The sequence below is a fragment of the Natrinema ejinorense genome (assembly GCF_002494345.1).
Classification (GTDB): Archaea; Halobacteriota; Halobacteria; order Halobacteriales; family Natrialbaceae; genus Natrinema; species Natrinema longum.
Window position 1 is genome coordinate 383782 of record NZ_NXNI01000002.1, and the last position, 12577, is coordinate 396358.

Consider the following 12577-nt stretch of genomic DNA (forward strand, 5'->3'; position numbering starts at 1 on the left):
CTCTCCTCGTAGTGTGATGAGCTAGCGGACCTCGGATACCGATTGAAGACGGACCTCCCGGCGCCAGTCGGTCCCGAGACCCGTGGACCGTACCGACCGGTATCACCGACTGGCCCCGAGAGCGCTGTTTTCGAGGTCCGAATACCGTCCGGTTTCCCGGATCCGCCTGATGTTCTCCTGTAGAATCTCTGCGCGTTGATCCCAGTATTCGGGATCAAATCCCGCGATATGCGGTGTGATAATGACGTTCTCGAAGTCCCACAGGGGGTGATCCGCTGAGAGCGGTTCTGGATCGGTAACATCGAGTGCGGCCCCGCGTAGCGCCCGGCGTCGCAGTGCAGCCGTCAGCGCGTCGGTTTCAAGGATCTCACCGCGAGCGACGTTGACGACGATGGCACTCGACGGAAGGGTTCGGATCTCCGCTCGACCGATAAGTCCGTCCGTCTCCTCACGCAGCGGACACGCGAGTATTACCGCGTCAGAGCGAGAGAGAGCGTCGTGAAACGCCGGCTCATCGAAGCCGATCACGTCGTCCGCTGGTCCGCCTTTCTCAGGAGAGTAACGGACACCGATAGTCCTAACGTCGAGAGCGGTAAGTCGCTTGACTATCGACTTGCCGATCGGCCCGAGACCGACGATGGTGGCCGTGCTTCCCGCAAGCGTTCCCCATGGCCGATACGCTTGCCACTGGTGCTGTTGTTGCTGTCGCCAGGCCGTTGTCGTGCGACGGACAAGCGTGAGGAGCACGTCTAGGACGTGTTCGGCGACGTTTGGTTGATGGATTCCGGAGCCCGTCGTCACGGCGACTCCCTGCGATCGTAACTCCGTCAGTGGTAGATGGTCGATCCCTGCGGTCGCACATGCGAACAGCCGAAGATCATGCGCGTGCTCGAGGGTTGCCTCCGTAATCGTTGTCCCGGTTGCGACGGATGCATCCGACAGCAATCGTTCCTCTTCCCTCGGCGTGTGCGCGTATTCTACGCAGACGTCGTCGGTCCGCGACTGTAGTATTTTTGCATACTCTGTGGCCGAGTCACCGTGAATGCTCCCTCGAAGGACGACGATTCGGTCGACTGGATTTCGTGAAGGTACATCGTGAGTCATGCTGAATCGATACTGGTCTGATCGTTTACCGACCGATCGTGGTTCCGACCCGTTCCTGTCGTCGATCGCTAGGTCTCATGGGCCAGTGAGATCCCCCGGAGTGGGCCCGCTATCGGTAGCGAGATGCGAGATCCGGTCGTGGCCGACGCAACGAGCCCGGTGAGACCAGCTAAACCGTGTGCCGCTCTGGACCCTGGAGCGGCATTGTCGCGGTTCCCGGCTGCGAGATCGACGATATGCCCCGCAGCGTTTTCGAACAACGACTGGGCCGGAACGTCCCCTGGTTCGTACCCGCTTGGTACTCCTGAAATATCCGTTTCCCAGCGCTCTTGCAGGGAGTTCGGTACCTCCGTTCGCGTCCTACTCCCGTCCTCGATTCGCCAGTAGTCCCAGGACGTGCCGGCGTCTGGAGCGATATTCAACGGCACGGAAACCGTTGCCCGCGTTCCGTGGATCGACAGCCGGTGAGGCGCCGCTTCGACGGGGTCGATATACACGGCCGTACCGGTATCCAGCGCGAACGTTCCTCCGCCGGCGTACCGGACTTCGTTTGACGACCGGACCGTCTCGATGTGGCCGGCTCGAACGTCGGCGATCGTCGCATCAAGTAGATACAAGAGCAGGTCGACATAGTGTGTCCCGATATTGAGAAACTCTCCATCGGTCGTCACACGAACTGATTCCACCGTTCCCAAAACCCCCTCGGAAAGCAACTCTCGGAGCTCCTCGTGGGCGTATGAGAACCGTCGAAGATGATTGACGACGAGTTCGATATCGGCGTCATCGCACATCGAGACCATCGTCTCAGCGCGGCGAACGCTCGTGGCGATCGGCTTCTCACACCACACAACTGAGATGTCGGGTTGGGATCGGACGAGAGTACAGACGTGATCGTAGTGGGCCCCTGCTGGAGTGGCGACGGACACGATATCTAGCTGTTCCTCGTCGACCATCGCCTCGTACTCCCGGTACCGTCGGTGCTCTGGAATCCCGTGTCGGTCGCCAGATTCGGCGCGGCGGTCGGCATCGATTTCGGCAATCGCCTGGAGTTCAACGCCGTCGGTCGCGTCGTACGCCTCAGCGTGGTTCTGCCCGACTCTCCCTGTTCCGATCAATCCTGCTTGTAGTGTCATAATTTCATTATTGCTTTATCCGGTGTTCGTTTCGTCGGTCCAGTCATTCGACGGTCACGCTCTTTGCGAGGTTCCGGGGTTTATCCACGTCTCGTCCGAGATTTGTAGCCGTATAGTAAGCGAACAATTGTAGCTGGACGTTCGCGACAATTGCTGCGGTTCGCGGCCTCGTTTCCGGAATCGAGAGTATGTGATCAGCATAGTCGGCGATATCCGATCGGCCATCGGTGACGGCGACGACGGGGGCACCGCGCGCTGTGGTCTCCCTTACATTGGCGATCGTCTTCTGCGCTACCTCGTCATCGCCAATAACGATAGCGATCACAGGCGTCTCGTCGTTTACTAATGCGAGCGGACCGTGCTTGAGTTCGCCTGCGGCGAACCCCTCGGCGTGCTTGTACGTGATCTCCTTGCACTTCAGCGCTCCCTCCAACGCGATGGGATAGTTCAGATCGCGCCCAATGTAGAAATACGCGTCGGCGTCGACAAGGCGATCTGCTATCTGTTCTGCACTCGATCGCGTGAGAGCCTCGTCGACGAGATCCGGTAGCTTTTGGAGTGCGGCCTTGAGTTCGGGATCGGGCTCGGCGGCAGTCTGTTGGTGGAGAAGATTAAGTGATGCCAACTGCGACACGAACGTTTTCGAAGCAGCAACACCGATCTCCGGACCGGCTCTGATGTAGAAGACATGGTCGCATTCTCGCGCAGCCGAGGATCCGACGACATTGGTCAGTGCAAGCGTTTGGGCGCCTTGATCTCTCGCTACGCGGAGTGCGTTTAGGGTGTCTGCGGTCTCGCCGCTCTGCGTAATTCCGACGATGAGCGTGTTGGAAATCGCTGGCGGCGAGTTATTGTACTCACTCGCGAGAAACGCTCGCGTGGAAATAGCTGTCTCCCTGAAGAGTCGTTCTCCGTACAGGGCAGCGTGATAACTCGTTCCACAGCCGACGAAGTGAACGTTCTCAAACTCGGTGATTTCGATGTTCATGTGAGTTCCTCCTGTCTACTGCCGTCTTCGAAGTCATCGAGTCGACCCTGAAGACATTGTTTCAGAGCGTGCGGTTGTTCGTGAATCTCCTTGAGCATGAAGTGATCGTACCCGTCCTTTTGGATTTCCGTGGGAGACCAATCGACGGTCTCGACTGTCGGGTCGATGCGCTCGCCCGACGGGGACAGTACCTGCCAGTCGTCCACAGTGATTCGTGCCATTTCTCCGTCCTCGAGATAGACGACCTGATTTGTGAACTCGAGGAACGCGGGAACGTCGCTGGCTAGATAGGTCGCGGTTTCATCGACCCCGAGTACGAGTGGCGAGTCACTGCGGACACAGTAGATCTCGTTCGTCTCTGCAAAGAGTACGACGATGGCATAGCTTCCGTCAAGCTGATTGACGGCCTCTCGGATCGATTCTTCACAGGTAGCCCCATCGGCACGCGCCGATTCGATGAGATGCGGGATAACCTCGGTGTCGGTTTCGCTCATGAACTCGTGGCCGGCAGCTGTGAGTTCCTCTTTGAGTGCCCGATGATTATCGATGATGCCATTGTGGACGACGGCCACGTTTTTGTGACAGTCGGTGTGAGGATGAGCGTTTTGTTTCGTTGGCGGTCCATGCGTACTCCATCGGGTGTGTCCGATTCCGATCGTTCCGTTCATCGTCGTCTCGGCGAGCGCCGACGTGAGGTGGGTCAAATCACCGGCCCTCTTCTCGATGGTGAGCCTCTCTCTTAGCGTTGCAATTCCCGCAGAGTCGTAGCCTCGATACTCTAAATTCGACAGTCCCTGTAAGAGGATGTCCTGTGCGGTCTCTGATTGGAGGGCGCAACCGATGATCCCACACATCAGTTATTCACCCCCGCGCTATCGGCGAGTTGCAGTTGGTTGGCTTCTCGACGGAACCGTCGGTGACAACGGCTGATCGATGCGTGGACGACTGACCGATATCGATGACCGCGACGTGACAGCCGTAGCTCAGCGCCGTTCCGTTCGGACTCTCGGTCCGTAAATCGGTGCTGATTGAGCGTCGACCCCAAACCAGTGATACGCCGGATGCGACGATCGATAGTGATTGATGACATAATAAGTATATGTTACGCTGTAAGCGCAGTTTCCATGGACGAGACGACGTGATCGATCTCCTCATCGGTGAGTTCCGGGTGAATCGGGAGCGAGACCACTCGAGAGGCGATCTCTTCGGTGACGTCCAGGTGATCGACCGGCTTCTCGTGCGTCGATCGGTAGTACGCACTCCGGTGAACTGGGTGGAAGTAGATTTTGGAGGAAACGCCTTGTTCATCGAGTGCTCCCATAAGGGCGTCTCGCTGGACCGACGGCTCGAGGGTAACAGTGAACAGTTGGTAAACGTGCCGGCCGTCGGCCGGCTCTCCCATCGGCTCGACGGCGTCCAGTGTCGCGAGCGATTCCCGGTAACGGCGGGCAACTCGACGACGTCCTCGGATGAGTTCGTCGATGCGCTGAAGTTGTGCAACTCCGATTGCGGCGACCACGTCGGGCAGCCTGAAATTATTCCCGAGCGTCCGGTATTCGCCGCTGCTCTGGGATTCGAAGTAATCGCTCGAGGCACGGCCATGGGACCGGAGGAGCCGTAGCTCCGCCGCGAGGTCGTCGTCATCGGTGACGACGGCACCTCCTTCACCCGTCGCTGCCACCTTGTTTTGGCAGAAACTGAACATCGCGGAATCGCCGAAGCTGCCGACTTTCTCACCATTCACGGTTGCACCGAACGACTCCGCAGCGTCCTCGATCAGTACGAGATCGTGCGTCTCCGCGATGTCTACCAGTGTCCGGATTCGGCAGGGCCGTCCCGCGTAGTGGACTGGAACGATGGCGGCCGTATCCGGGGTTATACAGTCGGAGACACTGTTCGGATCCAGCCCATAGCACTCGCGCTCGATATCGGCAAATACCGGTTCGGCACCGACGATCCGGACCGCATTGACCGTCGAGATGAACGTAAACGAGGGGACGATGACTTCGTCACCATCCCCGATCCCGTGTGAGCGAAGTGCAGATACGAGCGCCGTCGTTCCGGAGTTAAACACGACCGCGTTTGACACGCCGACAAACTCCTCAATTCGCTTCTCGAATTCGTCAATGTACGGTCCGTTCGCCCAGAAGCTACCACGAGTGATCGAGTCGATGGCATTCGTGATCTCTTCTCGGCCCCATGAAATTCGAAACAGAGGGATATCAGCAGTCATACTTCGACTTCCACCTTTTCTTCGATCGCGTTCGTCCGGTTGATCAGTGAGATAATCTCGTCGCGCTCCAGTAGGGTCGCGTTGGCGGACGTGTACTCTCTTTCCACCGAGTTACTGATGGTCGATAGTCCGTCATCGACGTTGATATCCGGATGGATCACGAACATCTCTTTCCGCTCTTCGACCCGGGCGAGTTCTTCATGAGAGAGGAGTTTCTCGTGGGTGCGCTCGCCGGGCCGTCGACCGATATATTCGATCTCGATATTATCTCGAGAAAAGCCGTATTTAGGCGCGTATGTGGATTTGAGTGCTTTTGCGAGATCGCCAACCCGGAACGCCGGCATTTTCAGTACGAATATCCGTCCTTGGGCTCCGTATTCGTGAGCGGAGAGGACGAGTTCAACCGCTCGTTCGACCGGCATGATGAATCGAGTCATGTCCGGATTCGTGACTGTGATCGGACCGCCGTTGCTGATCTGGTCGAAGAAGATCGGCACCACGGATCCAGTAGAACCGAGTACGTTCCCGAAGCGAACACAGTTGAAGTTCGTGTTCCGATCGTGCTCAGCACCTGCAGCGGTCACGACTCGTTCCATAATGAGCTTCGTTGCACCCATAACGGAACTCGGATCCGCTGCCTTGTCGGTGCTGACGGCGGTAAACGAGTCAACGCCTTTCTCGATAGCGGCCTGAATTAAGTTACGCGTTCCCCGAATATTTGTTTGGACTGCCTCCGTCGGATTATACTCGCTCATTTCGACGTGCTTGATCGCTCCGACGTGGAATACTACGTCGATCCCCTCCATCGCTCTCGAGACCCGACTCCTGTCTCGAAGATCCCCTAACAGATACTGCAGGCTCGTTTCAGACTGCTCGAGTTGGTTTTGCAGGCGGAACATTCGCTGCTGGTCGTGATCGAACACGCGAACCATCGTCGGGTCCGTCTCGATAATCTGCTCGACGAGTGTACTCCCGATGAATCCACCACCACCAGTGACGAGGACAGTTTTGTTCGTGAGTGAACTCATATTACTCCACACACCTCATTGGACGTACCGAAAGTAGTCGGTCTGCATGGATGTGTGGCCGAGCAGCGATGCCTGTACCGTCAACTGCATTCATGGCAGTAGTTACTTCCATTCCGATTTACTATCTAATGTTAGAATATATAAAGTTTACTGTAAATAATATTCTTTTATATTATCACATACTTACTAGTAAATATATGGTCGGCCGCGGGGTAGCAGGGTATGAATCAAGCCCCGTTGGGTTCAGGCGTAGTCCGCGTCAGTAGAATCCCGGCGACCGCAGCAACGCTGACATAGCCGAACGCAAGAGTATACGTTGTTTGTTCGATCAGTTCTCCGGTGATGACGGGCGTGATTACCGAACCGATGAAACTAGCCGTCGTCAGTACTGCAATCGCAGTTGCAGCAACCGCTGGATCGGCAAGTTCCCGAACATACGGATGAAGGATTCCGATTCCGGACTGAAGGGCCAATCCAGCGAAGAGGAGACTGAGGACCAGTACAGCCAGGATATCCGTCATCGCAATCAATGCAGTTAGTGGGAGCGTCGTGGCAAAGGCGAGATACATCACCGGCTTTCGTCGACGGTTGAGGAACCGATCTGAGACGACTCCGCTGCCGATCCGCGAAATGACACCGACGGCAGGGTACGCCGCAAAAAGCATGCCACTCGTCGTCAGTGATAAGCCGACGTCCTCGGCGAGATAATTCGGCATCCATGTATTGAAAAATACGTAGATAGAGTACGCGAGAAACCCCATCAGTCCGACGGACCTAACGTTTCTGTCGATCAATATGCGTACAATCGAATTTACGTTCGGCACATCTGATTCGCCCGCCGTCGTCACGACATCGTGGGTACTGTACCAGAAAACGAGGCTGGCGAACACCGCCGGAACAGCGAAGATACCGAACGGCGTTGCCCATCCGAGGCTCGTACTGAGGTACGGTCCAAAGAACTGCGCGAACGCAAACCCCAATGGCGCACTGGCGGTGAAGATACCGATCGCGGTGGCTTCGTTGTCTGAGTTGAAGCGCGATCCGATAAGGGTTATGCCCGCGTTCCAGACGATCGGGAACGCGAATCCACCTACTGCCCGCGCGCCGAGTAAAAGCAAGTACGATCCAGCTAACGCCGCTCGCCAGCTTAGTACTGAGCCCGCGATAAAGACGCCCGTTGCAACCATCATCGCCGTACGATTATCCGTTCGGTCCAACCAGACCCCCACGGGAATGCTTACAACTGCTGCAACGCCAAAGACGATACTAACGAGCCAACTAGCAGCTGACGAGGTAATTTCGAGTTGCGCTGTTATCACCGGAAAAACGCTAGCCGGTGCGATGATGAAGGCGTTCACCGTTGCGGATAACAACCAGACACTGAGCAGGAGCGTCCATCGATCGTCAAGATACTGCCGAAGGGTGCAACTCCCTATCATTTTGACCCTTCTCCAATACGCGGATAGTGAACCGAACTACATCTCGGCCACGAATTTCGTAGCAAGAACTGTAATCGGGTCCCGGGCGTTGTTCGATCGATTCTCGATTTCCGACTGGTTCGTGTCATTGGTTCTTCGAAAAGCGCATCTCACTTACAGGCACCGTATCAGCAGGAATGACTCCAGCTGAGTGGGTACCGCGATTGAGACTACCGCAATCGGATTTTCAACCATAGTGAGGAAAGCAAAAGTGGACTGGTGGCTATTCAGCCTCGACTTTCGCTTCGAGTTCCTCTAACCGGGACTCGAGTTGTCTGTTTCGGTTCGCAAGCGCCTGAATGGCCGCAAGAGCGACACCGTCAGCGTCTGCACTGCTAATCGTCTCCCCGTTCTGGCCGAGTTCAAACGTCTCGTGGAACGCTCCGGCCGTCGGCCCGACGTGATGGTTCTCGTCTGATCCATCTTCGTACCGCCAGCTTTGAATCGTGAGCTCACGAACTTGCTCGAGAATCTCGTCGGCGTCGATCGGATCGATGTCCGTCCGCGAGTCGTCGGTTGCAGTGTATTCCCACTCACCGTTCTCCGATAAACACGCTCCGGTAGATGTATTGATAAGGCCGCTCTTCAGTGATGGATCGTTCTCATCGCCGAAGTAAACGCCGCCCGCAGCACGAACGATGAATTGATTTGGTCCAGTCGAAGCTACACTTCCTCCGCTATTATCCGCCCAGACAAATGCACCAGTGTTGCGGGCCTGTGCGTTACGTCCAGCGGCATAGCTGTAACTCCCCTCGGCACTGTTGCCTTCGCCGCCGGGAACGATGGCCCCGTATCCACTAGCTACGTTGTTATCCCCGCCACTGGTGGTTGAATACCGAGCACTCGCCTCGTTGCCGTTTCCACCGCCGATGTAAGAGCGCTCTCCGCTTGCCGTGTTACTCGAGCCGCCGACGATCGTTGCTTCGAATCCGGTGGCATGATTGTTGTACCCACCGCCGATCGTCGAATCAAGAGCAGTGGCTTTGTTGTCTGAGCCACCGACAACAAGCGATGCGTTCGCGTTTGCAGTGTTGTTCTCACCACCTCCCACAAACGACTCCTGCCCACTGGCCTCGTTCGTGTTGCCGCCGCAGACGACGCTTCTGTTCCCTTCGGATCTATTCGAAACCCCACCGCCAATTACAGAATGTATGACCGATGCGGCGTTGTTTTCTCCGCCGCCGACGGTCGAGTAATCACCACTAGCAACGTTGTTCTCACCACCGCCAACGAACGAGTGGGTTCCGTCTTCAGCGGCTGTGCTGATATCAGTCCCGAACTGAATCGCAACACCAGATGAAGCAGTAAGTCCTCCAAGCGAGCCAAGGAATGAGCGTCTTGACGAGCCTGACTGGTCCGACTGTTCTCGTTGATCTGCTACGTCATGTTGCTGGTTCATATGATTTTCTCCTTGTCTGTCGAGATGGGCATCGACACCCCATCGTTTCAATAGTTACCATCAATTAATAAAATACTTTCGGTGCCTTAGTTATTGGGATACAGTCACTGAGCGGAATACAGCGGTCCGACAGATCATTCGCCGGTTGCGCTGTGTTTGTGGGTACGAGAAATCGTCAGAAGAGGCCATTTTCCCTCCAATTAGCACAACTGTGAGGTAGACGCAAATAGATTGATAATCCAACTGTTTATACTGGATATCACACATTTTTCGCGAGAGCCCATCCGCAAAGCGCTACAAAATATTTTTTGAGTAATTCTTGGTGAGTCACAGACTCTCCTAATCAACATCTCAGATCTTTTTGAAGGTGATAGGAATTTCTCGAGTTAGCTTTCCATATGTAAATTAATTTACTTTATTAGGGGGCGATAATATCATATGTGTTATATTATTTGGATTGGAAAAGCATCCAATAATTTTTGGAGAGACGAACTCGGCAACAACAAAGTGCCAGTCGAGGGTGACGGAGTCTGATCCCTACAGACCGTTCTCGCCCGGCACCTGATCCCGAGGGGGATGTCTCTGTGTGTCAATATTGAATTACACCAGTACTCCTGTAATCCAATATCGTCGGCAAGAATTGCTGTTGCTGTATCAGCGTCACTGAGAATTCAAACAGGCACTGTCTAGTTGAGTCGATGTGAGAAGTGAGCAGGTCGTTGAGTTTCTCGTCCAAAGATGCTCGCAGACCTGCTCAGGGAGGGCTATGGCACGGATTTAGAAGGATCGTGGGGGAGCGAGCGGACCGGTTGTTCGATCAGGGAACAACAACGATCGTAGCGGAATCAGGTGTTCAACGCTCTCACGGAGCGGTCTGTACTGGGTGCATCGGCTGGCTGAAGCGGACGCGACCCGCCGACGTCCACGAGAGCAGCGCTCTCGTGTGGTCTCCTGGAGCGCTTTGCGCTCCAATGGTCGGCGAACTTCGATTCGCCTCGACAGCGGAACGCGAAGCGTTCTGAGGACGGCGTCGTCGTCGCGGGTCGCCGTTGACGAGACCGCTGTCAAGATAAACGGCGAGTGGTATTGGGTATATACTACAATAGATGTCGAGACAAAGTCGATTCTTGATGTCGCATCGCTCGGTCGGCATGGCACTGATCCAGTGGCCGCGTTTCTGCATCAACTCCACGAGAAACACGATTTCTCGGACGCTGAGTTTCTCATCGATCAATCGGCTATCGGTCTTCTCTCTCCCGATTAGGGCTGAAGGATCGGGCGAACTATACCGATCGGAACCTGCTAGAAAAGTGGTATCGTACCTTCACAATGCGAGCCGATCGTTTCCACAACTCGTGGGTGAGCAGTCGGTCAAACGTCCGCGAGAGATTTGAACTATTCATACATTACTCCAACCGTTACTGGCTCTGTGTTCGTCTTTTCGCTGCCGGTTACAGTCGCTGCGGGGAGACTGCCGTTCTCCCTTCTAAAATTACGATTGTACGTGTGTAAAGAGATGTCTGCGATGGAGACCATTTTCGCTTCGTAGCGGTCCCGTCTGCATCACGCTCGAGAATGATTGCGAACGAGTCACACTGTGTCGGAAATCGATCCACGAACCACGAGAACGGAACCGATAGGTGGCGACGTATCGCCGTCCCATATGGTGGTCTTGCGGTTGCCCATCTCTATCGATCACGCTGAAACTGGAGCGACTTCTCTCGAGGTCGGTGATCACCGTCTTGACGTCGGATCGTTCCAGTCGGCGACGACGATTGCTGTTGTCGTCGCACACTGAGGAACGCACTCGGTATACTCATCAGTCGTAGTAGGGTCCTGAACTGCTGTGTCCGTCTTCGGGTGCTCGGCTGTCCGCTCGCCCCTGCCATCTTTTTACGACCATACCTATGTAAACAGCTGGTTCCCTAGCCACAGTATACAATATATATTGTGAACTGTGGAGAAAGACAGTCGAAAATACCGGAAGGAAAACGATCGCGAACGAACGGCCAGCAGGCTCCTGTTCTATATCGTGAAACGCCTGTTACTGATGCTGAATGTTGAGCTCTATCACGTTGGCAATGCCCAGAACCGTCTCGGGGAGTTCCTCGTAGAAATACGCACCCTGCATACGATGCGTGGGTCCGGCAACGCTGATCGATCCGATGACCTGTCCGGTAGCATTGAAAATAGGCGCGGCGACGCATCGGAGCCCGTTCAACCGCTCCTCGTCGTCGAATGCGATCTTCCGTTCGCGTATTTCCGCGAGTTGCTCCCGGAGCTCATCCTCGTCCGTAATCGTATTCTCGGTGATCTCGTCCAGGCCGTGTCTGTCGATGATACTGTCGCGACGATCGTCGGGGAGATGTGCCAGAATGACTTTTCCAAGTGCCGTACAGTGGAGGGGGACGCGGTCGCCGATGCCGGTATCGATATGGGCAGCTTCCGACCCACTGTCCCGGTAGATGAATACGCCTCTTCCGTGTTCTTCGACCATCAGCCCCGAAATTTCGTCGGTCTTTTCGGCGAGTTTCTCGACTTCGGGGTGAGCGACCTGGTACAGCGCGTGCTGTCCTCTCGTCCGCTCTCCGGCCCTGAGAAATTTCAACCCCGTCCGGTACTCGCCGTTCTCTCGGACGACGTACCCCGCGCGTTCTAACGTCAACAGGTGGTGGTGAACGGTGCTTTTCGGAAGCTCGACGTGATTGGCCAGTTCCGTGACGCCCGCTCCCTCGAGTTCGATCATCGCTTCGACGATTCCGAACGTCCGGTCGATCGCTTGTATGCCGGTCGTGCCTTCTTCTGCCATGGGGTCGACTTTGTGACCAACCCACATAGTTGTTCTGCATCGTAGAACGATGCTTGATTTCTCGGCGGTCCGACTGCTATAGGAGCAACTGAAACGATTGACACACTGGCCGCAACGCTGTCGTGCGATCAGGCGTGCAACGACGCTCAGTTGCTACTATATCCCAGCTACGCCGTCTTGTTTCCGGCCTCACCGGTCCGTGTGGTCCGTCACCACACTCGACCAATCGGCTCGTACGGACTGAACTCGGAACTCCCTCGGTCGCACCTTCGTCCTGTATCGTGAAACGGACGTGGTAGTAGGTAACACATGTATTATTCGAGCCACTGTCGTCGGGTATGAATGCGACAGGAACCGTGAACCCGTGGAGAGACCGCCACTCGACCGGTTCGATCGGCACTCGTC

7 protein-coding genes and 2 pseudogenes are annotated in these 12577 nt (G+C 55.7%); 1 reads left to right on the forward strand and 8 read right to left on the reverse strand.

What is annotated here, in order from left to right; translation table 11 throughout:
* Window positions 1-102: 102 nt before the first annotated feature.
* From CP557_RS21370 to CP557_RS21400, 7 genes and pseudogenes are all read right to left on the reverse strand, one after another.
* The gene (locus tag CP557_RS21370) at window positions 103-1104 is read right to left on the reverse strand and encodes a D-2-hydroxyacid dehydrogenase (protein ID WP_097382033.1); all 1002 of its coding nucleotides are present in this window, start codon (window positions 1102-1104) and stop codon (window positions 103-105) included.
* Window positions 1105-1172: 68 nt separating this feature from the next.
* Complete coding sequence (locus CP557_RS21375) at window positions 1173-2237, reverse strand: Gfo/Idh/MocA family protein (RefSeq protein WP_097382034.1); 1065 nt, start codon at window positions 2235-2237, stop codon at window positions 1173-1175.
* Between the two features lie 43 nt (window positions 2238-2280).
* Window positions 2281-4079 (reverse strand): annotated as a pseudogene (gene glmS, locus CP557_RS23545) (glutamine--fructose-6-phosphate transaminase (isomerizing)).
* 248 nt (window positions 4080-4327) lie between these two features.
* Window positions 4328-5458, reverse strand: a complete 1131-nt coding sequence (locus CP557_RS21385; protein ID WP_097382035.1) for a DegT/DnrJ/EryC1/StrS family aminotransferase — start codon at window positions 5456-5458, stop codon at window positions 4328-4330.
* On the reverse strand, window positions 5455-6486 hold the full coding sequence (locus tag CP557_RS21390) for an SDR family NAD(P)-dependent oxidoreductase (protein WP_097382036.1): 1032 nt from the start codon (window positions 6484-6486) through the stop codon (window positions 5455-5457). Before CP557_RS21390 ends, CP557_RS21385 begins: the two co-directional genes overlap by 4 nt.
* Before the next feature lie 227 nt (window positions 6487-6713).
* Window positions 6714-7844 carry an MFS transporter gene (locus CP557_RS21395; RefSeq protein ID WP_169924433.1) on the reverse strand — a complete coding sequence of 377 codons (1131 nt, stop codon included), beginning with the start codon at window positions 7842-7844 and terminating at the stop codon, window positions 6714-6716.
* A 343-nt stretch (window positions 7845-8187) separates the two neighbouring features.
* The gene (locus CP557_RS21400; protein ID WP_143825114.1) at window positions 8188-9363 is read right to left on the reverse strand and encodes a tail fiber domain-containing protein; all 1176 of its coding nucleotides are present in this window, start codon (window positions 9361-9363) and stop codon (window positions 8188-8190) included.
* Window positions 9364-10101: 738 nt separating this feature from the next.
* On the opposite strand from CP557_RS21400, the pseudogene CP557_RS23550 reads away from it, so the two are divergent.
* Window positions 10102-10875 (forward strand): annotated as a pseudogene (locus CP557_RS23550) (DDE-type integrase/transposase/recombinase).
* 532 nt (window positions 10876-11407) lie between these two features.
* On the opposite strand, the gene CP557_RS21410 reads toward CP557_RS23550, so the two are convergent.
* Window positions 11408-12172 (reverse strand): IclR family transcriptional regulator, encoded by a 765-nt coding sequence (locus CP557_RS21410; protein ID WP_097382039.1) that lies wholly within the window; start codon window positions 12170-12172, stop codon window positions 11408-11410.
* Between the last annotated feature and the right edge of the window lie 405 nt (window positions 12173-12577).